Origin of the sequence: Neisseria sp. CCUG12390 (genome assembly GCF_047837985.1) — a bacterium.
In the GTDB taxonomy this organism is placed as follows: domain Bacteria; phylum Pseudomonadota; class Gammaproteobacteria; order Burkholderiales; family Neisseriaceae; genus Neisseria.
In genome coordinates, this window is sequence record NZ_CP181244.1 from 1,581,429 (window position 1) to 1,603,538 (window position 22,110).

A 22,110-nucleotide genomic window follows, 5' to 3' on the forward strand; every position below is an offset into this window, starting at 1 on the left:
ATCGGATTATTTATTCAATCGATGTACCGATTCGGCTCATGTTTCCGAAGTTCATCCAAACGAAAAATGCTTTGCCGACAATGAGTTTGTCGCTGACAAAGCCCCAGTAGCGGGAATCTTCGCTGTTGTCGCGGTTGTCGCCCATCATGAAATAATGGCCTTCGGGAACGGTGCATTTGAATGCCGATCCGTCTTGCGCGTATTCGCAGTTTTCCCGGTGGGCAAAATCGGCGCGCACGCCTTGCGGCAGGAAGCTCGGTTGTCCGGCCATCTTCAACACTTGGAAGCTGTGGCTGCCGATGTTTTCCCTGAAGGCTTCTGCCTGAATCTCCACCATGCCGTATTCACGGGTATTTTCGCTGTAACTCTGAACGCCTTCAGGCTGCTCGGCGACGGTTTGGCCGTTGATGGTCAGGATTTTGTTTTTGTATTCGACCACATCACCCGGCAGACCGACGGCGCGTTTGATGTAGCTGATGCTCGGATTTTCGGGATAAGTGAACACCACCACATCGCCGTGTTCGACCTTTCCTGTGGGAATCAGCACATTATTGATAATCGGCGTGCGGATGCCGTATGAAAATTTGTTGACCAGAATAAAGTCGCCCACAACCAAACCCGGGCGCATGGAGCTGGAAGGGATTTGGAACGGCTCGGCGATGAAGGTGCGCAATACGAACACTATCAGGATAATCGGGAAAAATCCGCTCATGTAGTCGGTAAAATGACCCGTATCTTGATGGGCAGGATCTTTTTTCAGACGGCCTTTGTGCACAAACCACACGATACCAGTAAATACGACAAACACCAGCAATACGGCGGTAAAGCTCATGAAATACGACAATACGCCGAACACGCCGATCATCATCAGCAGATAGCCCCATTGCAGGCCGCCGCTCCATTCGCCGTTTTCCTCGCGCACTTTGCTGCTTTTCAGATACAGCACCACGCCGAACACGAAAGCGGCGACGGCCGCCAACAATAAATTCGTACCCATTATTTGTCACTCACTTGCAGAATCGCCAGGAACGCGCTTTGCGGAATTTCCACATTGCCTACCTGTTTCATACGGCGTTTACCGGCTTTTTGTTTTTCCAAAAGTTTTTTCTTACGCGTGATGTCACCACCGTAACATTTCGCCAACACGTTTTTGCGCAGGGCTTTGACGTTTTCGCGGGCGATAATCTGGCTGCCGATGGCGGCCTGCACGGCAATATCGAACATCTGGCGCGGAATCAGCTCGCGCATTTTCGCCGCCAGTTCGCGGCCGCGGTGTACTGCGCTTTGGCGGTGCACAATCAGGCTCAAGGCATCGACTTTTTCACCGTTTACCATAATATCCAGCTTAATCAAATCGGAAGGCTGGAATTCTTTGAAATGGTAATCCAGCGAAGCATAGCCGCGCGAAGTGGATTTGAGTTTGTCGAAGAAGTCCATCACCACTTCGTTCATCGGCAAATCGTAAGTCAGCATGACCTGCCGGCCCATGTACTGCATGTTTACCTGCACGCCGCGTTTTTGGTTGCACAGTGTCATCACGTTGCCGACATATTCCTGCGGCACCAGAATCGTCGCGGTAATAATCGGCTCGAGAATACTGTCGATCTGGCTGATGTCGGGCAGCTTCGACGGGTTTTCCACTTCGATTTTTTCGCCGTTTTTCATCACCACTTCATACACCACCGTCGGGGCGGTGGTAATCAAATCCATGTCGAATTCGCGTTCCAAACGCTCCTGCACGATTTCCAAGTGCAGCAGACCCAAGAAGCCGCAACGGAAACCGAAACCCAATGCCTGCGACACTTCCGGCTCGAACTTCAAAGACGCGTCGTTCAGTTGCAGCTTTTCCAGCGCATCGCGCAAGGCTTCGTAATCGTGGCTTTCCACGGGATACAGCCCGGCAAATACCTGACTTTGCACTTCCTGGAAACCCGGCAGCGGCTCATCGGCAGGATTGGCCGTCAAGGTAATGGTGTCGCCCACTTTGGCCGAACCCAATTCTTTAATACCCGTAATCAGAAAGCCCACTTCGCCGGCTTTCAATTCCGGTTTCGGCACCGATTTCGGCGTGAACACCCCCAACTGCTCGACCTGCGTTTCCGCTTTGGTGCTCATGAAGCGCACCTTGTCTTTCAGTTTCAGACGGCCTTGTTTCACGCGGATAAGCATGACCACGCCGACATAGTTGTCAAACCAGGAATCGACAATCATGGCCTGCAACGGCGCGTCTTCATCGCCTTCCGGAGCCGGAATTTTGGCAACGATTTCTTCCAACACATCTTCAATGCCCAAACCGCTTTTTGCCGAACACTGCACCGCACCGACCGCGTCGATGCCGATGATGTCTTCGATTTCCTGCTCCACACGCTCGGGATCGGCAGCCGGCAAATCGATTTTGTTCAGCACCGGAACCACTTCTACGCCCAATTCGATGGCGGTATAGCAGTTGGCCACGGTCTGCGCTTCCACGCCTTGCGAAGCATCCACCACCAACAGCGCGCCTTCGCAGGCCGACAGCGAGCGCGATACTTCGTAGGAAAAGTCGACGTGTCCCGGGGTGTCGATCAGATTGAGCTGGTAGGTTTGGCCGTCGCGCGCTTTGTAGCTCAAGGCCGCGGTTTGCGCCTTGATGGTAATGCCGCGCTCTTTTTCAATATCCATCGAATCGAGCACCTGCGTACTCATTTCACGCAGTTCCAAACCGCCGCAATACTGGATGAAACGGTCGGCCAGCGTGGATTTACCGTGGTCGATGTGGGCAATAATGGAGAAATTTCGGATATTTTTCATTAGGTTATTGTGATGAAAAGATTTGATACTTCAAAAGGCCGTCTGAAAAAAAACAAGGCAAGCTTTCAGACGGCCTTCCGGATAGAATTAAAATAGTCCCGTATTCTAACGGAAATCTACTGTTTTTGCATGGTTTTTTAAAGCGCAGCCACAATCTCCGCAACCATTTTCGCCGAGTTGACGGCAGCGGTTTTCAAAAATTCTTCAAAGCTGATGTCCGCCTTTTCATCGGCGGAATCGGACACCGCCCGAATCACGACAAACGGCGTATCCAGTTGGAAACAGGCTTGCGCAATAGCCGCCGCTTCCATTTCCACGGCCTGCACATTCTCAAAGCGGCTGCGGATTTCCGCCACACGCTCGCTGCTGTGGACAAACTGGTCGCCGCTGACAATCAAACCGCGGCTGACGGCAGCACCTTGAAACGACTGCGCCGCCGCTTCCGCCGTCTTCATCAATGTTTCGTCGCTTTCAAATACCGGCGGCAGCTGTGGCACCTGCCCATAAGCATAGCCGAATGCCGTTACATCGACATCATGGTGCGCCACTCGTTCACCGATGACGACATCGCCGACTTTCAAGCCCTTGCCCAGACCGCCCGCACTGCCGGTGTTAATCACGCAGTCGGGCGCAAACTGATGGATCACCCAAGCCGTCGCCACCGCTGCATTCACTTTACCGATACCGCTCAATACCACGACCATACGCTTGCCGGAAAACATACCTTCATATGCGGTAAATTTGCCGAAGCGGAATGTGTTTACCCCCTCCATCACGGCTTTCAAATATTCGATTTCCTGCTCCATTGCGCCGATAACGGCCACCGTATCCACAGACATCTTCAATCACCTTTCACATAATATTCTGTCCGGCGAATTATAACCCAAAGTCCGGACTTTCCCCGATACCGTCTGCATACCGTCTGAAAAATCATTACACCTTATTGAATGCGCCGAGCCGATAAAATCATGCTGCGATTTACCGCCTATTTTATTCCCGTGCAACCTGCATATAACGTACAATCTTGTTATAATACCCGTCTGAACCATTTTGAATAAGAAACCGCAATGTTTGACAACTCGAATACCCCCAACGCCAAAGACGAATTGTTTTCTTGGCTGCGTCATATGAATAAATACAAAGGCTCGGATTTATTCATCACTACCAATTTCCCGCCCGCCATGAAAGTGGACGGCAAAATCACCCGACTGAGCGATACGCCGCTGACCGCAGAAAAATGCATGGAATTGGCGTTTTCGATTATGAACACCAAACAAATCGAAGAATTTTCGTCGACCAACGAATGCAACTTCGCCATCAGCCTACCGGATACCAGCCGCTTCCGTGTCAACGCCATGGTTCAGCGCGGTGCCACGGCTATGGTGTTCCGCGCCATTACCAGCAACATTCCCAAATTCGAGAGTCTGAACCTGCCGCCGGTATTGAAAGACATCGCCCTGAAAAAACGCGGCCTGGTAATTTTCGTCGGCGGCACCGGCTCGGGCAAATCGACTTCGCTGGCTTCGCTGATCGATTACCGCAACGAAAACACGTTCGACCACATCATCACCATCGAAGACCCGATTGAATTCGTGCACCAACACAAAAACTGCATTATTACCCAACGGGAAGTCGGTGTGGATACCGAAAACTGGATGGCCGCGCTGAAAAATACCCTGCGCCAGGCACCGGATGTGATTTTGATTGGCGAAATCCGTGACCGCGAAACCATGGATTACGCGATTGCCTTTGCCGAAACCGGCCACTTGTGCATGGCTACGCTGCACGCCAACAGCACCAACCAGGCACTCGACCGCATCATCAACTTCTTCCCCGAAGAACGCCGTACGCAGCTTCTCACCGATTTATCGCTTAACCTTCAAGCATTTATCTCTCAACGCCTAGTTCCGCGTGAAGGCGGCAAAGGACGTGTCGCGGCAGTGGAAGTATTGCTGAATTCACCGCTGATTGCAGAACTGATTCACAAAGGAGAAATTCACAGCATTAAGGAATTAATGAAAAAATCTACCGCACAAGGCATGCAGACCTTTGACCAAGCTCTGTACGAACTGTATGAGCGTGGTGATGTGAGTTTCCAAGATGCGATTAAAAATGCCGACTCTGCCCATGATTTGCGTTTGGACATCCAATTGCGCAGCCGCCGTGCGCAGAATGCCGGGCCGGATTTGGAATTGATTTAAACCATTTCATGCCTACAAGACAATGCCGTCTGAAAAATTTTTACTATCCGTTGCAAAGTGGCCGCTTCAAAATTTTTCAGACGGCATTTGCAATGAAATGCATTAGGTATTTCTACTCAAATTTTCATTAACCCACTATCTTTCAATTGGTGTCAATTAACAAAAAAGCCCACAAATGTGGGCTTTTTTGATTCTGTTACTTATACTTAACGTTTTTTACCGGTTACGGTTGCAACAGCCAAGTTTTCATCACGCTTCAAAGAAACGCTTTCTACACCTTCAGGGAATTTGATGTCTGACAGATGCAGAATATCACCAGCCACAACAGAAGAACAATCTAACTCCAAGAACGCCGGAATATTAGCAGGCAATGCATATACTTCTACTGAAGTATTCAACAAAGAAACACGACCACCTTGCAATTTCACTGCTTGGGAATTTTCAGCATTGACAACATGCAATGGTACGCGAATACGGATTTTTTGATCCGCTTTCACCGCTTGGAAGTCGATGTGCTGAACCTGTTGGCGGAACGGGTGCATCTGGAAATCGCGTACGATAACGTCTTGTGTTTTACCGTCTAAAGACAATTTAATCAAAGCGGTATGGAAAGATTCTTTTTCCAATGCGTAGTACATGGTTTTGTGGTCTACTGCAATTGCCACAGCATCTTGACCTTCACCATACAAGATGGCAGGGACTTGGCCTTCGCGACGCAGGCGGCGGCTCGCACCTGTGCCTTGAGCTTCGCGAACAGTAGCTTGAATTTCGTATGACATAATAAAAATACTCCAATTAGATTAAAAATATCGTCATCGGCCGCGACCAGCTTAAGACGATTGATGGTTATGGCAGCAAAATACCGCCAAAGGTTGTGGTCACTTCTTCATTAAAAAGATAGGACACGGATTCTTCATTGCTGATACGGCGAACCGTTTCCGCCAACAGGCCGGCAATTGTAACCTGCCTGATGCGGTCGCAATTTTTGGCTGCCTCCGACAGGGGAATAGTATCGGTAACCACGACTTGGTCTATATCTGATGATGCAATGCGCTCCACAGCCTCACCGGAGAATACCGGGTGTGTAGCATACGCCAAAACGCGTTCCGCGCCCCGCTCTTTCAGCGCAGATGCAGCTTTACACAATGTATTAGCCGTATCAATCATGTCGTCAATAATCAAGCAAGTACGGCCTTGGATGTCACCGATGATGTTCATCACTTCGGCAACATTTGCCTTAGGACGACGCTTGTCGATAATCGCCAAATCAACATTCAATGCTTTGGCAACAGCACGGGCGCGAACCACGCCGCCGATGTCGGGGCTGACTACAGTCAGGTTTTCAATACGCTGCTGCGCAATATCATTGAGCAATACAGGGGTAGCATAAATATTGTCAACCGGAATATCGAAAAAACCTTGGATTTGGTCGGCATGCAAATCAACCGTCAGCACCCGGTCGATACCGGCCGAATACAACATATTAGCAACCAATTTTGCAGAGATCGGAACGCGAACCGAGCGAGGACGGCGGTCTTGGCGGGCATAACCGAAATAAGGAATTGCGGCAGTAATACGACCGGCAGAGGCACGTTTCAATGCATCAGCCATCGTCAGAATTTCCATCAGATTATCATTGGTTGGCGCACAAGTCGGCTGCAAAATGAATACATCGCGCCCGCGCACGTTTTCCAACAATTCAACAGCCACTTCGCCGTCTGAAAATTTACTGACATTGGCCTCGCCCAAAGAAATATCCAAGTGCTTAACGACACGTTGAGCCAAATCCGGATTGGCGTTACCGGTAAACACCATCAAACTATCATATGCAGCCATATTATTTCCACCTGATCCTGTATTCAAAAGCTCTTCAGAAAACATCTTGCTTTCCTCTGCTTGTGTACATTGACGTTAAGGCAGGTATTATACGCAAGATAATCGGTTACCCCAAGAATTTAACGGTTTAATTCGTCAATTTACAACATAAAAAGCGTGTAAGAATACTTACACGCTTTTATTTGGCTGGGGAGGAAGGATTCGAACCTTCGCATGCTGGAATCAAAATCCAGTGTCTTAACCGCTTGACGACTCCCCAATAAAGGGTGTTGGCTGGGGAGGAAGGATTCGAACCTTCGCATGCTGGAATCAAAATCCAGTGTCTTAACCGCTTGACGACTCCCCAACAAGGTGTGATTGGCTGGGGAGGAAGGATTCGAACCTTCGCATGCTGGAATCAAAATCCAGTGTCTTAACCGCTTGACGACTCCCCAGTAATTTCACTTGATACATGAAACAAAGGATGGATATTCAACCCCTCAACATTATATGCTTCATATATTTTGGAAACTTGCCGGTATATATTTTCCGCTTCCTGCTGATTATCGCAAGGTACAAACACGCAGGCACCGGAACCGGTCATCTGCGCTTTTCCATACTTCGACATTTCAACATAAGCTTCCCAAACTTCAGGATATTCCTGAAATACCACCGCCTGCATATCATTGCGAAATGGCTGTAATGCTTGGAAAGCAGGGATTATGCTTGGTTTGGAATCCCGTGTCAAGTCTGCATGACCAAAAATTTTGGCCGTGGCAACATGCACATCGGGCTTGGCAATGACATACCATTGTTTAGGCACTTCTATTTCAATCAATTTTTCGCCCACGCCCCGTGCAAAAGCATTTCTGCCAAAAATAAAAAAAGGAACATCCGCTCCCAACCGTACCCCCAAATCAATCAGCTGCTGCTCATTCAGCCCGCATTGCCATAAACGGTTTAAGGCCAGCAAAACCGTGGCCGCATCCGAACTGCCGCCGCCCAAACCGCCGCCCATAGGGATATTTTTTTCCAACCAAATATCCACGCCGCCATCGGATCGGGTATGTTTTTTTAAAGCTGAAGCCGCGCGGTAAGTTAAATCCTGCTCGGGCGCCACACCTTCGACCGGCGTGTGTAACACAATTTTACCGTCGTCACGCAAAGCCAAATAAACGGTGTCGTATAAACCAACCATGCAGAAAATACTTTCCAGCTCATGATAACCGTCTGCCCTGCGTCCGGTAATGCGCAAATCCAAATTCAGCTTGGCGGGCGCAGGAAAGGCTTGCGCCTGCTGGGCAATGTTCATACGGCCTCCTCTTAGCCACGGGCGGCACATTGCTGTTGCACGCTTGCTTCAGGATTGGTATCCATTTCGTCGAACACCAACCGCACGCTCAATTTTGCATTTTCCAGCAACAGTATACGCGGCTGTCCTGCCTGATTGACTGTACGGCTGACTACCCAATCGAATTGCTGCAAACGGCCGTCTGAAAGTAACTGATACGGTGCATCGGCTACGCGTTTGCCGTTTGCCCAGATATGCAGGTATTGCACCGGCAGCTCAAAGCCCAGCAGCTGCTGACTTAATTGTCCTGCGGTTTGCGCGCGGTAAACCTGCCCTTTACTGTCCACCGCCAACACACCTTGCCTGTCTTGGCACAACTGCCCTACGGTATTACCCAAAGGCGTATTCACATTAATGGTCTGCACTTGGTTTTGATACGCCCAGTCAAAATTGGCATACGAACCTTTCCCCTCGACTTTTACCGCCAAGCGGCCGTCTGCGGTAAAGTCGCCCGTATTTTCGGCTTCCGGCCAGCCCGCTTGCTGCGGGATATCAGGTTGCGCACAAGCGGCCAATACCGCTACTGCTAAGGTAGAAAGATATAATTTAAACTTCATCATTACTCCGAGTCACTTTCATCAGGCCGTCTGAAAAACATTCATCTTTTCAGACGGCCTATCGTTTATTTTGCTTTACGGACAGGTTGCTGCGTACGCGGTACGGCCACGCCAAAGCGCTTCATGGTCGCTTTCAGCAAGGCTTGGTCGCCTTCTTTCTGCAAACCTTCGTGCCAAATCCTTTTGGCTTGTTCTTGCTGCCCCAACTGCCATAATACCTCACCCAAATGCGAAGCGACTTCGGCATCGGGATACTCGCGATAGGCGTATTCCAAATACGGCAATGCCACCTGAGAATCGCCCTTCAGGTGATATGCCCAACCCAAGCTGTCGTTGATGGCGGCAGACTCGGGCTCTAAATGGTAGGCCGTCTGAATCAGCCTGAAGGCTTCGTCAAAATATTGTTTGCCATCGGGCATCACCAGCAAGGTGTAGCCCAATGCATTCATCCCTGCGGCACTATTGGGATTCAAATCGTTATAGCGGCGCAAATCGGCAACGGCTTGTTGATGGCGGCCTAATTTTTCATAAACCATCGCACGCTGATACAGAATATCCGGCAAACGTTCGGCCGCATCCGGCTGCTTGGCGGCTTTTGCCATGATGTTATTCAATTCCGCAAGTGCAGTTTGCGGTTTGCCGCTTTGTGCCAAGGCAAACAGATAAACGCGCTGCAACTCTGCGGCTCCGAAAAAGCGTCCCTGCTGCTCGGGCAATTTTTCGGCACGGCGCGCTTCGGCCAAAGCCGCCGCCATATCGCCCTCCTCGGCAGCAATCGATGCTCTCAATACCGCTTGGTCAAAGACATATTCCGATGCACTGATCCTATTGACCCATTTTTTCGCTCCGGCATAGTTTTTCATATCGGCATAACGCATGGCACCGACAATCGCCGCACGGCCTTGCTGCTCGCGTGTGCCGGTGTTGTAGGCTTTTTCCAGATAATTGTCGGTAATCGAAACGTCTTCTTTGCGGTTGGCCGACAACAAGGCCGCCTGAATATACAGATCCGCATTCGGGTTGGCCGCCAGCAATTGCTGCAAACGCGTATAAGCCTTATCCGGCTGCCGGGAGGCAATCAGGCTGCTGATTTCCAACTCCTGCCACATCGGCGATAAATCGGCGGTGTCGGTTTTGTCGAAAAAGCGGTTCAGTATCTGTGGGTGGCGTTGCGCCACCAAACGCATGGTCAGCAGCGTCGGCGGCAGAATTTCCGCGTCCAACTTGGCCAAACGCTGCATGGCTGCCACCGCGTTGCGTTCGCTGCCTTCTTGTGCGCTGAAAATCACATCGGCAATCGCCGCTTCCGGCATATCCGGATATTTTGCTGCGGCCTTGTGCACTTCTTTACCGGCTCTGGCCGCCAGCCCCTGCTGCTGCACTGCCGCTTGCGCCAGCAACAGGAAGATACGCTGGGTTTGTTCTTCCGTAGCGTTGCGCAACACTTCATCCAAACCGCTTAATTTCTGGTCGGCATGTCCCATAAGCAGATTGCGTACCCATGTCATGCGTTGTTGCGCAGGCCCCGGCACAGGCTCGATTTCACGCCATTTCTGATAAATCATTTCAGCCTGCTCAAACGCGTTGAGCGAGACTGCCATTTCCAGCGCGCGCTCGGCGACTTCCGGCGATTTGGTGCGGTTGAGCGAAACCATATAAGTTGCCAACGCTGTACCCGCATCGCCTTTCTGCAAGGCCATTTCGCCGCCGAACAGGGTAAATACGGTATTGGTGCGGTCAATCACACCCATGCGCCGCTGACGTTCCGCTTCACGCTCTTCAGACGTATAGCGGCTTTTCTTCTGAATCAGCCGGTTGACTTCTTTTTCTCCCTTAGAGGGAACTTTGATTTCATTGGCCGCATAACCGTCCGCCGCAAACAGCACCACTACCGCAGCAGCCACGGCACGGATACGGGAAGGGACAAAAAACATAACAATTCCTTTATGTCGCAAGCCGCGCTTTCAGACGGCCTTCAGTTTAGGCATAACTTTATCACAAGCCGCCTGATTTGTAGATTCAAGCAACCGTAAACCTAATGTAATATAATCTCTCAAACACTTTACCGATACCGTTATGAATCCTTCCCTTTCCGATTTCCTCCTGCGCGCCCATGAGTTCGACAGCCGCACGCAAAACCTGCGCAACCGTTTTATCAACCCTGCGGAATTCAAAGTCGCCGCGGTATTGCTGGCGGTAGTGAAAAAAGACCGGCAATGGCAGGTATTGTTTACCCGCCGCTCCGGACTGTTGAAACACCACACCGGCCAAATTTCTCTGGCAGGCGGCCGCCGCGAACCGCAAGACACCGATTTGACGCAAACTGCCTTGCGCGAGACACACGAAGAAGTCGGCATCCCGCCGCAGACTTGGCAAACCTTCCCCGCCCTGCCGCCGCACTACACGCCTTCAGGTTACGAAGTGCATCCCGTTCCCGCACTTTGCACCGCCAGCCCGGCCATCCGAATCAATCCCGACGAGGTGGACGAAGTATTTTACGTACCCTTCGATTTCATCATGAATCTCGGGCATTATGAAATGCGCGAATTGCAGTACCAAGGCAGAACCATCTGCACGCCGGCTCTGCCTTTTCAGCATTACGACATTTGGGGCTTGACCGCCCTGATTCTTTACGGCCTGGCGGAACGTTACCGGCAATATACCGCAAGGCCGTCTGAAAAATAATGATTTCAGACGGCCTTTGAACCTTGGCAAATCCTCTGCCTCAGACACGTTTCTCCAAACCGTATTTATCAGGCAGTGCAAATTTTTCTTCATCAAAACAACGAATCGAACGCCGAATCCGACTGCTTGGCCGGTTTTGTCTTCTGTCCGGCCAAATTATCCGCATATACCCAACCTTCGACAATATTGTTCCGCGCCCACGAACGGCAGCTCTGCCCTCTCGTATAATTTTCGGGATAACACACATCGCCGTGAAACTCGGCATAGACCCAATTTTTCGCCGTGCGCGTGTCAGGCTTGATTCGGATATTCTGATTGGCCGGCAACACGGAAACCGCCCCGCATTCGGTTGACGGACACTCACGCATATTGATGTCTTCCGCACCGATTTTGCTTGCAGTATAACCTTCGGCTTGTTGTGTTCCAGCAGACAAACCTTTCTCACCTGCCGCAACAAACCACAGCCAACACAACAACACCGCTGCCGACACCAATCCGCCGCCGAAAAGATAATGACGAATCCGCCAATCGGCAGAGGCCGTCTGAAACCCCATCTGTTCAGACGGCCTGTCCACACGCACACCCGACCGAATTTCACCACTACGGCAATCTTGTGCCGAAATCAGATTGTTTCCGGCACACCGGCGAATCATCTCTGCAGCCTCATCTACCGGACAGGCAAAGAATTCGCGACCGTCATTGACACGTTTTCCATCCAGCCCGGCATGCACGTCACGTTCCACCTGCCGGTAGTGATAGCAACATACCTGATAGGCTACTTCAAACGGATAAGCCACGCCCGTTCCGTATAATTCTCGCGCCCGCTCCTGCGGCAGGTTTTTCGTAAAGCCGATTTTAATCAAACGGGGCATTCCCCGATTGGTCAATATATACACCCAGCCTTGTTCCAAAACATCTCCCTTTTCCCAACCCCCGATGACAACCGCTAAAAGGCCGTCTGAAAAGGTACAGAACTTTTCAGACGGCCTCAAAAAGACATCACATCATGTCTTTAAATCACTCTTCAACCGAACCGTTTTCAATATCGGCAACCGGCTCCGCGACTTCACTCGCGTCGCTTTCCGCCGCATCCACTTCCGGCTCTTCGGCCACGCGCTCCAGGCTTACCAGCGTTTCGCCTTCGTCCAAATTAATCAGACGCACACCCGCAGCCGCGCGGCCGGTTTCGCGGATTTGCTCGACTTTAGTACGAATCAACACGCCGCCGCTGGTAATCAGCATCAAATCGTCGGTCTCGTCCACCAAAGTCGCCGCCACCAAATCACCGTTGCGCTCGCCGGTGTTGATGGCGATGTTGCCCTGACCGCCTTTGTTTTTACGGCTGTAATCGGCAATCGGCGTGCGTTTGCCGTAGCCGTTGGCCGTTGCGGTCAATACTTGCAGCGCGCCTTGTTCGCACTCGGTCGGGAACGTAATCAGACTGACGATTCTACCGTCGGCAGGCAGACGCATACCGCGCAAACCACCGCTGCCGCGCCCGCTCGGACGTACGCCGTGTTTGCCGCTAATGACTGCGACCTCGCCACCCTCGGCGTTTTCATCGTCGTTCAGGCCGTCTGAAAGTTCGATACCCTCTTCGTTTTCGATGTCGGCATCATCGGCTTCGTCGTTACCCGATTTTTCCCAATATTCGTTAAAGCGGATGGCTTTACCCAAATTGGAGAACAACATGATGTCGTCCGAACCGCTGGTTTGCGCCGCGCCGACCAAATAATCGCCCTCTTTCAAGGCAATCGCTTTAATACCTTGCGCGCGCACGTTTTTGAACGCAGAAAGTTGTACTTTTTTCACCAAGCCCTGTGCGGTGGCGAAGAAGACGTATTGGTCTTCTGGGAACTCGCGCACGGCCAGAATCGCGCTGACTTTTTCACCTTCGTCGAGCTGGATGACGTTGTTAATCGGGCGGCCACGCGAGTTTCTGCCGCCTTCGGGCAGTTTGTAGACTTTAATCCAGTGGCATTTGCCGAAGTTGGTGAAACACATGAGATAGTCGTGCGTGTTGGCAACGAACAGGGTTTCGATGAAGTCTTCGTCTTTAGTGGCGGCAGCCTGTTTGCCGCGTCCGCCGCGCCTCTGGGCCTGGTAGTCGGTAGTCGGCTGGGTTTTGATGTAGCCGCCGTGGGTAAGCGTTACGACCATTTCGCGCGGGGGAATCAGGTCTTCGTCGGCGATGTCGCCGCCGAAGGGGTTGATTTCGCTGCGGCGTTCGTCGCCGAAGTTGGTTTTGATTTCTTCCAATTCTTCGCGGATGATGGTGGTGATGCGCTCGGGTTTGGCGAGAATGTCTAAGAAATCAATAATCTGCGCCATGATGGTTTTGTAGTCGTTGACGATGGTGTCCTGATCGAGACCGGTCAGGTTGCGCAGGCTCATGCGCAGGATGGCGTCGGCTTGCAGTTCGCTCAAAAAGTAACCGCCGCTTTGCAGGCCGAGTCCGACAGGCAAACCTTCGGGACGCGCCATCTGCATGTCCAAATCGGTGCGCGAGAGCATTTCGCCCACCAAGCCGGACTGCCACGGGCGGGCAAGCAGTTTTTCTTTGGCTTCGGGCGCGTCGGCAGATTCTTTGATGAGCTGAATCATTTCGTCGATGTTCGACAAGGCAACGGCTTTGCCTTCGGCGATGTGGCCTTCGTGGCGCGCTTTTTTCAGGCGGAACAGGGTGCGGCGGGTAACGACTTCGCGGCGGTGGCGCAGGAATTCGGCGAGAATCTGCTTCAGATTGAGCAGGCGCGGCTGGCCGTCGACCAGCGCAACCATGTTGATGCCGAAGCTGTCTTGCAGCTGGGTGAGTTTATATAATTGATTCAAAACGACTTCGGCGTTTTCGTTGCGCTTGAGCTCAATGACGACGCGCATACCGGATTTGTCGGACTCGTCGCGCAAATCGGAAATGCCTTCCAAAACCTTGTCGCGCACGAGTTCGCCGATTTTTTCCACCAGCTTGGCTTTGTTGACCTGATAGGGAATTTCGTCGATGACAATGGCTTCGCGTTCGCCGTTTTTACCGATGGGTTCGATGTGCGTTTTGCCGCGCATCACCACGCGGCCGCGGCCGGTTTTGTAACCTTCGCGCACGCCGCCCAAGCCGTAAATCGTCGCACCCGTGGGGAAATCGGGGGCTTGGATGATGCGGATGAGTTCGTCGATGTCGGTTTCCGGTTCGTCCAGAAGTTTCAGACAGGCATTGACGGTGTCGGTGAGATTGTGCGGCGGGATGTTGGTGGCCATGCCCACGGCGATGCCGGAGGAGCCGTTAATCAGCAGCGCGGGAAAACGCGTGGGCAACACCAGCGGCTCGTGTTCGCTGCCGTCGTAGTTGGGGCCGAAATTGACCGTTTCTTCTTCGATGTCCGCCAGCATTTCGTGGGCGATTTTCGCCATGCGGATTTCGGTGTAACGCATCGCCGCCGCACCGTCGCCGTCCACCGAACCGAAGTTGCCCTGACCGTCGACCAGCATGTAGCGCATCGAAAAATCCTGCGCCATGCGCACGATGGTGTCGTAAACCGCCGAATCGCCGTGCGGGTGGTATTTACCGATGACGTCGCCGACGATACGCGCCGATTTTTTGTACGCCGAATTCCAGTTGTTTTTCAGCTCGTGCATGGCATATAAAACGCGACGGTGCACGGGTTTCAAACCGTCGCGCACGTCGGGCAGCGCGCGGCCGACAATCACGCTCATGGCGTAATCGAGATAGCTTTTGCGCATCTCGTCTTCAAGGCTGACGGGCAGGGTTTCAAGGGCGAATTTGTGGTCGTTGCGGATGGTATCGTCGGTCATGATTTCCAGTATTTCCAATGGCAATAATTGGGCATGATTCTACCACAAAACCACACCGTCTCCCAACGGCAAACGCAATTTCGACAACAGGCCGTCTGAAAAACTTTCAGACGGCCTCAAATCCAATATACGCATATGCGTAAACCGTAACCAACCCTTTCGTAAACCGTTACCCCAATCGCTCAAAATTCTACAAATTGTCTAAAAATATTCTGGAAATTGATTTTTCAGACGGCCTCAAGCAAAAAATTAGACAAAATAAGTTGCAATTACGGGGCAATGCGTCTAATATCCTCAAAACCATATCAACCGTTTTCATCATAACATCCTACTAAAAGAACCATACCATGAGCGCACAAACCCTCTACGACAAACTTTGGAACAGCCACGTCGTCCGTGAAGAAGAAGACGGCACGGTTCTGCTTTATATCGACCGCCATTTGGTGCATGAAGTGACCAGCCCGCAAGCTTTCGAAGGGCTGAAAATGGCCGGCCGCAAATTGTGGCGCATCGACAGCGTGGTCTCCACCGCCGACCATAATACGCCGACCGGCGATTGGGACAAAGGCATCCAAGACCCGATTTCCAAGCTGCAAGTGGATACTTTGGACAAAAACATCAAGGAATTCGGCGCGCTGGCCTATTTTCCGTTTATGGACAAAGGCCAGGGCATCGTTCATGTCATGGGTCCCGAACAGGGCGCGACGCTGCCCGGCATGACCGTGGTCTGCGGCGATTCGCATACCTCCACCCACGGCGCGTTCGGCGCGTTGGCGCACGGAATCGGTACGTCCGAAGTCGAACACACCATGGCGACCCAATGCATTACCGCCAAAAAGTCCAAATCCATGCTGATTTCGGTGGAAGGCTGTCTGAAAACGGGTGTAACCGCTAAAGATGTGGCCTTGTACGTCATCGGTCAAATCGGTACCGCAGGCGGCACGGGCTATGCCATCGAATTCGACGGCGAGGCCATCCACAGCCTGTCGATGGAAGGCCGCATGACCTTGTGCAATATGGCGATTGAAGCCGGCGCACGTTCGGGCATGGTATCGGTTGACCAGACAACCATCGATTATGTCAAAGGCAGACCTTTCGCGCCAAAAGGCGAAGCGTGGGACAAAGCCGTGGAATACTGGCGCACGCTGGTTTCCGACGAAGGCGCGCAGTTCGACAAGGTTTACCGCTTCAAAGCCGAAGACATCGAGCCGCAAGTCACTTGGGGTACTTCGCCCGAAATGGTTCTGGACATCAACGGCAAAGTACCGAATCCCGCCAACGAAACCGATCCAGTCAAACGCAGCGGCATGGAACGCGCCTTGGAATACATGGGTTTGCAAGCCGATACGCCGCTGAACGAAATTCCGGTGGATATCGTATTTATCGGCTCTTGCACCAACAGCCGCATCGAAGACCTGCGTGAAGCGGCGGCAGTGGCCAAAGGCCGCAAAAAAGCCGATAACGTTCAGCGCGTATTGATCGTACCCGGCTCGGGCTTGGTAAAAGAACAGGCCGAACGCGAAGGCTTGGACAAAATCTTCATCGATGCGGGTTTCGAATGGCGCGAACCGGGCTGCTCGATGTGTCTGGCCATGAACGCCGACCGCTTGGAACCGCAACAACGCTGCGCTTCGACTTCCAACCGCAACTTCGAAGGCCGTCAGGGTAACGGCGGGCGGACTCATCTGGTCAGCCCTGCCATGGCGGCGGCGGCGGCGGTCAACGGACGATTTATCGATGTGCGCAGCCTCCAGACCTCTTAAACCGAAGGCCGTCTGAAACATTGGATTTGTCTTTTCCGGCAAAGTTTGGCATGATATGAAGCGCAGTGATTGACTGTGCTTTCAACTTTAAATAAGAAGGAGTTCACCATGAAAAAAACCGTATTGGCCGCCATTGCCGCCGTTTTGATTTTGTCTGCCTGCAACACCGTATCAGGCTTCGGTAAAGACGTTTCCAAAGCCGGCGACAAACTGGAAAGCGCTGCCGACCGCGCACAATAAAAACGCAATGCCCCTGCAACTGCTTTATTTTGCAGGGGCATTTTTCCGAAAGAAAGTACCAGTATGAAAGCATTCACTAAAATCACAGCCCTCGTTGCCCCACTTGACCGCAGCAACGTCGATACCGACGCCATTATTCCGAAACAGTTTCTTAAATCCATCAAACGAAGCGGCTTCGGCCCGAACGCTTTTGACGAATGGCGTTATCTTGATCACGGCGAACCGGGCATGGACAACAGCAAACGCCCGCTCAATCCCGACTTCTCGCTCAACCAGCCCCGCTATCAAGGTGCACAAGTTTTGCTCACGCGTAAAAATTTCGGTTGCGGCTCATCACGCGAACATGCGCCGTGGGCATTGGACGACTACGGTTTCCGCGCCGTCATCGCCCCGTCGTTTGCCGACATTTTCTTCAACAACTGCTACAAAAACGGTTTGCTGCCGATTGTCTTGACCGAAGAACAGGTTGACCAACTGTTTAAAGAAGTCGAAGCTCAAGAAGGCTATGCACTCGACATCGACCTGCAAGCACAAACCGTTACCACACCCAACGGCGATGTGTTCACTTTCGACATTACCGAACACCGCAAACACTGCCTGCTCAACGGTTTGGACGAAATCGGCCTCACCCTGCAGCACGCCGACGAAATCAAAGCCTTCGAAGAAAAACGCAAGGCTGCGCAACCGTGGCTTTATAACTGACAACCGGCTGCGGGTAAACACTGCGTATGTTTACCCGATTAATGCCTGACTGCCCTTCTCCATGCCGCCCGAACAGATGGCGGCTTTCTATCTTGAAAACCATCGATACGCCATCCCGGAAACGGACAGGCCGTCTGAAAACAGGTTGCCCTGATGCAGAAAAGTATTTTCCATATCGCAAAAATGGATTGTCCTTCCGAAGAACAAATGATTCGGATGAAGCTCTCTGCGGTTGAAGGCATACGCGCATTGGACTTCGATATTCCCAACCGCCGCATGACCGCCTACCACCACGGCAGCGCCGATAAAATTCTACAGGTATTGCTACCGCTCAATTTCGATGCCCGCTTGGAAAGCAGCGAATCTACCGCAGACCCGCTTCCGGGCGACCCGCAAGACAACAAAGAACGTACCCTGCTTTGGCAAGTCCTGGCGGTTAACCTGTTCTTTTTTGTCTTTGAATCCGTCAGCGGCTGGCTGGCCGGCTCGATGGGCTTATTGGCCGACAGTTTGGACATGTTGGCCGACAGCTTGGTATACGGCATGGCTTTGCTTGCCGTCGGCACCACCGCCGCACGCAAAAAGCTGACCGCACACGCAGCCGGCTATTTGCAGCTTGCCTTAGCTGTTTGGGGCTTTATCGAAGTGTTCCGCCGCTTCTTCGGCTGGGAAGGCATGCCCGATTTCAAAGTCATGATCGGCGTTTCGCTACTGGCTTTAGCCGGAAATGCCTTGTGCCTTTACCTTTTGCAAAAAAGCAGAAGCCGCGAAGCGCACATGCAGGCCAGCATGATTTTTACGTCTAACGATGTGATTGTGAATCTCGGTGTGATTACCGCCGGCATCCTGACGCTGCTGACCCGTTCCGCCTATCCCGACCTGATTATCGGCCTGATTGTGTTTGGTTTAGTGGCACGCGGCGCGGTTAAAATTTTGCAGATTGCCAAACAGTAAAGAAGCAAAAGGCCGTCTGAAACCACTCATTCACGTTCAATATTCATTACGCCATGATTACCGACACCATAGCCAATGCCGGCCGATATTCGGCCTTGCACCCCGACTTCACCGATGCCGTCCGTCTGCTGCAAAGTCTGGATTTTCCTAATCTTCCCGACGGACAATACCCTTGCGGCAATCCCAATATCCGCCTGTTTGTCGGCGAAGAGGCCATGCGCTCACGAGAAGATGCCAAGCCTGAAGCGCATATCAAACACATCGACATCCAAGTTCCCATCAGCGGCGTTGAAACTTATGGTTGGACAGACAGAAGCCGTCTGAAAAACGGTTTAGGCTATCAAGAAGAAAAAGATATTGAATTTTTTGATTGCATACCTGAAGTCTGGCTGGATATTCATCCGGGCGAATTTGTATTGTTCTTCCCGAATGACGGCCACGCACCTTTGGTCGGCAGCGAGCAAACCATCCGCAAAGCCGTCTTTAAAATCCGCACAACAGACACACGCATGTCTTTTTAGGCCGTCTGAAATATATAGTGAAATAAAATGAGAAAGAGACAAGGAGGCAAGGTGCAGACAGTACAAAGAGTACGACAAGCCGAAGCCAACGAAATAGATTTCTTATTTTAGTTCACTATACACTTTCCAAGACTTGAAAAATAAACCGGATTACGGTCAATTACATGAGCAGGCCAAACAAAGGCCGTCTGAAAAATCATCATTTTTCAGACGGCCTTTTTGTTTTCCCAAGACGTTACACTTTGCCGATGGATGACATTTTACGCAGCGGCAATTTTGCCACGGCGGGTCAGCAAAGTAATCAAATCGCAAATCCGCTGTTTCATGTCGCGGCGGTCAACGATTTGGTCAATCGCGCCTTTTTCCAACAGGAATTCGGCACGCTGGAAGCCTTCCGGCAAAGTTTCGCGCACGGTCTGCTCAATCACGCGCGGGCCGGCAAAACCGATTAATGCATTCGGTTCGGCCAAAACCACATCGCCCAAGAAAGCAAAGCTGGCCGATACGCCGCCCATCGTCGGGTCGGTCAGCACGGAAATAAACGGCAGGCTTTTTTCAGTCAGCAAATGCAGCGCAGCACTGGTTTTCGTCATCTGCATCAAAGAGTTAACTCCTTCCTGCATACGCGCACCGCCAGAAGCGGCCACACAGATAAACGGACAATTATCGGCCACGGCACGGCGCACGCCCTGTACGAAACGCTCGCCCACCACCGAACCCATCGAACCGCCGATAAAACGGAATTCAAACGCGGCAATCACCACAGGCAGGCCGTTTAACGTACCTTTCATCACCACCATGGCATCATCTTCGCCGGTTTGTTTTTTTGCGGCACTCAGGCGGTCGGGGTATTTTTTGCTGTCTTTAAACTTGAGCGGGTCGGTCGGTTTCACATGAGCACCGACTTCCTCACCGCTGTTTTCATCCAGCAGAAGGTTCAAACGCTCCCGCGCAGACAAAGGATTGTGGTAATTGCACTTGGTGCAGACCATGTCGTTTTGTTTCAGCTCGGAAGAGTAAATGGTCGCCGCACAAGACGGACATTTGTGCCACAAGCCTTCCGGTACGGTGGAAGATGCGTTTTCGGTACTGTCGCGTTTGATTTTGGGTGGCAGGATTTTATCTAACCAACTCATGGATGACTCCTAAGGGATTTTTCAGACGGCCTTTGATTTTCAGGCCTGCGTCTGACTTAACGGATGGCGGCTTTCAACTCTTTCGCCAATAGGCCGACCGCTTCTGTTTCGCGGCCGGGGTTGTCTTCGATTGCCTTGACAAGGCGGCTGCCGACAATCACGGCATCGGCAACCGCGCCGATTTTGCGCGCACTTTCGGCATTATTGATGCCGAAACCGACACCAATCGGAATATCAATATATTTACGCAAAAGCTCTATTTTACGCGAAACTTCATCGGTATCCAAGCTGGCGGCACCGGTCACGCCTTTGAGGGAAACATAATACACAAAGCCGCCGGCCAGTCCGGCGATGGTCTGAATGCGCTGTTCGGTCGTGGTCGGGGCAATCAGAAAAATACAGTCGATACCCTGCGATTGCAGTGCTTTTTGCAGCGGCTCTATCGTTTCCACCGGTGAATCCACGGTCAGTACACCGTCCACCCCTGCTTGTGCGGCGGCTTGGGCAAATACTTCATAGCCCATTTTGTGAACCGGATTGAGATAACCCATCAACACCACCGGCGTAACGGTATCGGTTTCGCGGAAACGGCGCACTACGTCCAACACATCCTTGAGCGAAAAATGATTTTTTAAGGCACGTTCGGCGGCGCGTTGGATGGTCGGGCCGTCAGCCATCGGATCGGAAAACGGAACACCCAATTCTAAAATGTCGGCTCCGTTTTCCACCAGGCTGTGCATCAGTGAAAGCGTCGTACCGGTATCGGGATCACCCGCGGTGATATAAGTAATCAGGGCTTTACCGCCCTTCAAATCGGCAAAAGTCTGCTGGATTCGGCTCATCTTGTTCTCATGTTCAGCGAAGATGCTGCATAGTGCAAATCAATAACCGCTTAAGTATAACATCGCCACTTGGGAAATAGACAGGCCGTCTGAAAAAATTATTCATTTTCAGACGGCCTGCCATTGCTTCGGCCATTTAATCGGGTTTGTGTTCGATATAGTCTTTGGCTTTACTGCGCGGATCGACGCGCGTGACGGTCGTATATTCGGCATCCACGATGTCGTCGTCTTTCGGCGCTGTTGATTGCCGGGCAAACGGGTTTTGCGCACGGTCGGGGTCGAATGCGGCGGTATGCAAGTTGATGTCGGCAACCGGTTTGCCTTTAATCGGCAACAGCAAAACCAAGGCAATGACCATGGAAACAAAACCCGGACTCATCAGCAGCAGCCCGGCCAGCGCAAAACGGATCGGCCACAAAAGCTGGTACATTGAGACACCCTTGCCGCTGCGCATGGTTGCCCCCGCCACTAATACGCCCGACATACCGGTACGGCGCAGCATGAAAAGGCCGAGCGCAAAGCTGGCAATCATCAGTAGAAAGGTCAGGCCGCCGCCGAGCCAATCGGCAACCCAAACAATCGACATGATTTCCAAAAAGAGTAATACCAAAAAGCCGATACCTAAAAATTGCATGGTTGCTTTTCCTTGTGGATTTGAATGTTGGTTGGAAATATTAACATAAAGGTGTTTGAGCCGCCTTTCAAGGTGGCCGAATGTGAAAAAGGGTAAGCTTGCGCAGCAGTAA

General features: G+C 51.8%; 20 protein-coding genes and 3 tRNA genes. 7 read left to right on the forward strand and 16 right to left on the reverse strand.

The window, feature by feature from the left end:
- Nucleotides 1–10: 10 nt before the first annotated feature.
- The 3 genes from lepB to ACM67E_RS07425 all read right to left on the reverse strand — a co-directional run bounded on the left by lepB (nt 11) and on the right by ACM67E_RS07425 (nt 3,629).
- Complete coding sequence (gene lepB / locus ACM67E_RS07415; protein ID WP_416190828.1) at nt 11–997, reverse strand: signal peptidase I; 987 nt, start codon at nt 995–997, stop codon at nt 11–13.
- Nucleotides 997–2,790, reverse strand: a complete 1,794-nt coding sequence (gene lepA, locus ACM67E_RS07420) for a translation elongation factor 4 (RefSeq protein ID WP_416190829.1) — start codon at nt 2,788–2,790, stop codon at nt 997–999. Before lepA ends, lepB begins: the two co-directional genes overlap by 1 nt.
- Nucleotides 2,791–2,927: 137 nt before the next feature.
- Nucleotides 2,928–3,629: a 5'-methylthioadenosine/adenosylhomocysteine nucleosidase gene (locus ACM67E_RS07425; RefSeq protein ID WP_416190830.1), complete on the reverse strand. Its 702-nt coding sequence runs from the start codon at nt 3,627–3,629 to the stop codon at nt 2,928–2,930.
- 228 nt (nt 3,630–3,857) lie between these two features.
- Between ACM67E_RS07425 and ACM67E_RS07430 the strand changes: the two genes are divergently transcribed.
- Nucleotides 3,858–4,991 carry a PilT/PilU family type 4a pilus ATPase gene (locus ACM67E_RS07430; protein WP_416190831.1) on the forward strand — a complete coding sequence of 378 codons (1,134 nt, stop codon included), beginning with the start codon at nt 3,858–3,860 and terminating at the stop codon, nt 4,989–4,991.
- Between the two features lie 206 nt (nt 4,992–5,197).
- On the opposite strand, the gene ACM67E_RS07435 is transcribed toward ACM67E_RS07430, so the two are convergent.
- The 8 genes from ACM67E_RS07435 to ACM67E_RS07470 all read right to left on the reverse strand — a co-directional run bounded on the left by ACM67E_RS07435 (nt 5,198) and on the right by ACM67E_RS07470 (nt 10,648).
- Entirely contained in the window at nt 5,198–5,770 is a 573-nt protein-coding gene (locus tag ACM67E_RS07435) for a 50S ribosomal protein L25/general stress protein Ctc (RefSeq protein WP_416190832.1), read from the reverse strand.
- Nucleotides 5,771–5,837: 67 nt separating this feature from the next.
- The gene (locus tag ACM67E_RS07440; protein ID WP_416190833.1) at nt 5,838–6,827 is read right to left on the reverse strand and encodes a ribose-phosphate pyrophosphokinase; all 990 of its coding nucleotides are present in this window, start codon (nt 6,825–6,827) and stop codon (nt 5,838–5,840) included.
- Between the two features lie 183 nt (nt 6,828–7,010).
- Nucleotides 7,011–7,086: transfer RNA gene (locus ACM67E_RS07445), tRNA-Gln, on the reverse strand.
- Nucleotides 7,087–7,097: 11 nt separating this feature from the next.
- A tRNA-Gln gene (locus ACM67E_RS07450) sits at nt 7,098–7,173 on the reverse strand.
- 12 nt (nt 7,174–7,185) lie between these two features.
- A tRNA-Gln gene (locus ACM67E_RS07455) sits at nt 7,186–7,261 on the reverse strand.
- Nucleotides 7,240–8,118, reverse strand: a complete 879-nt coding sequence (gene ispE, locus ACM67E_RS07460; RefSeq protein ID WP_416190834.1) for a 4-(cytidine 5'-diphospho)-2-C-methyl-D-erythritol kinase — start codon at nt 8,116–8,118, stop codon at nt 7,240–7,242. Before ispE ends, ACM67E_RS07455 begins: the two co-directional genes overlap by 22 nt.
- An 11-nt stretch (nt 8,119–8,129) precedes the next feature.
- On the reverse strand, nt 8,130–8,714 hold the full coding sequence (locus ACM67E_RS07465) for an outer membrane lipoprotein LolB (protein ID WP_416192753.1): 585 nt from the start codon (nt 8,712–8,714) through the stop codon (nt 8,130–8,132).
- Nucleotides 8,715–8,779: 65 nt separating this feature from the next.
- The gene (locus ACM67E_RS07470) at nt 8,780–10,648 is read right to left on the reverse strand and encodes a hypothetical protein (protein WP_416190835.1); all 1,869 of its coding nucleotides are present in this window, start codon (nt 10,646–10,648) and stop codon (nt 8,780–8,782) included.
- A 142-nt stretch (nt 10,649–10,790) separates the two neighbouring features.
- Here ACM67E_RS07470 and ACM67E_RS07475 point away from each other — a divergent pair, with 142 nt between their 5' ends.
- Nucleotides 10,791–11,399: an NUDIX hydrolase gene (locus ACM67E_RS07475; RefSeq protein ID WP_416190836.1), complete on the forward strand. Its 609-nt coding sequence runs from the start codon at nt 10,791–10,793 to the stop codon at nt 11,397–11,399.
- Nucleotides 11,400–11,491: 92 nt separating this feature from the next.
- Here the strand turns inward: ACM67E_RS07475 and ACM67E_RS07480 are convergent, their stop codons facing one another.
- Together ACM67E_RS07480 and gyrA are read right to left on the reverse strand one after the other, a co-directional pair.
- Nucleotides 11,492–12,295 (reverse strand): GIY-YIG nuclease family protein, encoded by an 804-nt coding sequence (locus ACM67E_RS07480; RefSeq protein WP_416192754.1) that lies wholly within the window; start codon nt 12,293–12,295, stop codon nt 11,492–11,494.
- Nucleotides 12,296–12,416: 121 nt separating this feature from the next.
- Nucleotides 12,417–15,206 carry a DNA gyrase subunit A gene (gyrA, locus tag ACM67E_RS07485; RefSeq protein WP_416190837.1) on the reverse strand — a complete coding sequence of 930 codons (2,790 nt, stop codon included), beginning with the start codon at nt 15,204–15,206 and terminating at the stop codon, nt 12,417–12,419.
- Between the two features lie 347 nt (nt 15,207–15,553).
- Between gyrA and leuC the strand changes: the two genes are divergently transcribed.
- The 5 genes from leuC to ACM67E_RS07510 all read left to right on the forward strand — a co-directional run bounded on the left by leuC (nt 15,554) and on the right by ACM67E_RS07510 (nt 19,386).
- A complete protein-coding gene (gene leuC / locus ACM67E_RS07490) occupies nt 15,554–16,969 on the forward strand; it encodes a 3-isopropylmalate dehydratase large subunit (protein ID WP_416190838.1) in 1,416 nt (471 codons plus the stop codon).
- Between the two features lie 108 nt (nt 16,970–17,077).
- Nucleotides 17,078–17,209: an entericidin A/B family lipoprotein gene (locus ACM67E_RS07495; RefSeq protein WP_416190839.1), complete on the forward strand. Its 132-nt coding sequence runs from the start codon at nt 17,078–17,080 to the stop codon at nt 17,207–17,209.
- Nucleotides 17,210–17,272: 63 nt separating this feature from the next.
- Nucleotides 17,273–17,911, forward strand: a complete 639-nt coding sequence (leuD, locus tag ACM67E_RS07500) for a 3-isopropylmalate dehydratase small subunit (RefSeq protein WP_416190840.1) — start codon at nt 17,273–17,275, stop codon at nt 17,909–17,911.
- 153 nt (nt 17,912–18,064) lie between these two features.
- On the forward strand, nt 18,065–18,865 hold the full coding sequence (locus ACM67E_RS07505; RefSeq protein ID WP_416190841.1) for a cation transporter: 801 nt from the start codon (nt 18,065–18,067) through the stop codon (nt 18,863–18,865).
- 53 nt (nt 18,866–18,918) lie between these two features.
- Entirely contained in the window at nt 18,919–19,386 is a 468-nt protein-coding gene (locus ACM67E_RS07510) for a YhcH/YjgK/YiaL family protein (RefSeq protein ID WP_416190842.1), read from the forward strand.
- 260 nt (nt 19,387–19,646) lie between these two features.
- Here the strand turns inward: ACM67E_RS07510 and accD are convergent, their stop codons facing one another.
- From accD to ACM67E_RS07525, 3 genes are all read right to left on the reverse strand, one after another.
- The gene (accD, locus tag ACM67E_RS07515; protein WP_416190843.1) at nt 19,647–20,522 is read right to left on the reverse strand and encodes an acetyl-CoA carboxylase, carboxyltransferase subunit beta; all 876 of its coding nucleotides are present in this window, start codon (nt 20,520–20,522) and stop codon (nt 19,647–19,649) included.
- Nucleotides 20,523–20,578: 56 nt separating this feature from the next.
- Entirely contained in the window at nt 20,579–21,364 is a 786-nt protein-coding gene (gene trpA, locus ACM67E_RS07520; RefSeq protein WP_416190844.1) for a tryptophan synthase subunit alpha, read from the reverse strand.
- A gap of 136 nt (nt 21,365–21,500) precedes the next feature.
- Nucleotides 21,501–21,998 (reverse strand): FxsA family protein, encoded by a 498-nt coding sequence (locus ACM67E_RS07525; RefSeq protein ID WP_416190845.1) that lies wholly within the window; start codon nt 21,996–21,998, stop codon nt 21,501–21,503.
- Nucleotides 21,999–22,110: the final 112 nt, after the last annotated feature.

Coding starts and splice junctions, on each gene's coding strand:
- ispE (WP_416190834.1), bottom strand. CDS start 8,118: ATGAACATTGCCCAGCAGGCGCAAGCCTTTCCTGCGCCCGCCAAGCTG.
- ACM67E_RS07425 (WP_416190830.1), bottom strand. CDS start 3,629: ATGTCTGTGGATACGGTGGCCGTTATCGGCGCAATGGAGCAGGAAATC.
- lepA (WP_416190829.1), bottom strand. CDS start 2,790: ATGAAAAATATCCGAAATTTCTCCATTATTGCCCACATCGACCACGGT.
- ACM67E_RS07435 (WP_416190832.1), bottom strand. CDS start 5,770: ATGTCATACGAAATTCAAGCTACTGTTCGCGAAGCTCAAGGCACAGGT.
- ACM67E_RS07505 (WP_416190841.1), top strand. CDS start 18,065: ATGCAGAAAAGTATTTTCCATATCGCAAAAATGGATTGTCCTTCCGAA.
- ACM67E_RS07495 (WP_416190839.1), top strand. CDS start 17,078: ATGAAAAAAACCGTATTGGCCGCCATTGCCGCCGTTTTGATTTTGTCT.
- lepB (WP_416190828.1), bottom strand. CDS start 997: ATGGGTACGAATTTATTGTTGGCGGCCGTCGCCGCTTTCGTGTTCGGC.
- leuC (WP_416190838.1), top strand. CDS start 15,554: ATGAGCGCACAAACCCTCTACGACAAACTTTGGAACAGCCACGTCGTC.
- ACM67E_RS07440 (WP_416190833.1), bottom strand. CDS start 6,827: ATGGCTGCATATGATAGTTTGATGGTGTTTACCGGTAACGCCAATCCG.
- ACM67E_RS07430 (WP_416190831.1), top strand. CDS start 3,858: ATGTTTGACAACTCGAATACCCCCAACGCCAAAGACGAATTGTTTTCT.
- ACM67E_RS07525 (WP_416190845.1), bottom strand. CDS start 21,998: ATGCAATTTTTAGGTATCGGCTTTTTGGTATTACTCTTTTTGGAAATC.
- leuD (WP_416190840.1), top strand. CDS start 17,273: ATGAAAGCATTCACTAAAATCACAGCCCTCGTTGCCCCACTTGACCGC.
- accD (WP_416190843.1), bottom strand. CDS start 20,522: ATGAGTTGGTTAGATAAAATCCTGCCACCCAAAATCAAACGCGACAGT.
- ACM67E_RS07470 (WP_416190835.1), bottom strand. CDS start 10,648: ATGTTTTTTGTCCCTTCCCGTATCCGTGCCGTGGCTGCTGCGGTAGTG.
- ACM67E_RS07465 (WP_416192753.1), bottom strand. CDS start 8,714: ATGAAGTTTAAATTATATCTTTCTACCTTAGCAGTAGCGGTATTGGCC.
- gyrA (WP_416190837.1), bottom strand. CDS start 15,206: ATGACCGACGATACCATCCGCAACGACCACAAATTCGCCCTTGAAACC.
- ACM67E_RS07510 (WP_416190842.1), top strand. CDS start 18,919: ATGATTACCGACACCATAGCCAATGCCGGCCGATATTCGGCCTTGCAC.
- ACM67E_RS07475 (WP_416190836.1), top strand. CDS start 10,791: ATGAATCCTTCCCTTTCCGATTTCCTCCTGCGCGCCCATGAGTTCGAC.
- trpA (WP_416190844.1), bottom strand. CDS start 21,364: ATGAGCCGAATCCAGCAGACTTTTGCCGATTTGAAGGGCGGTAAAGCC.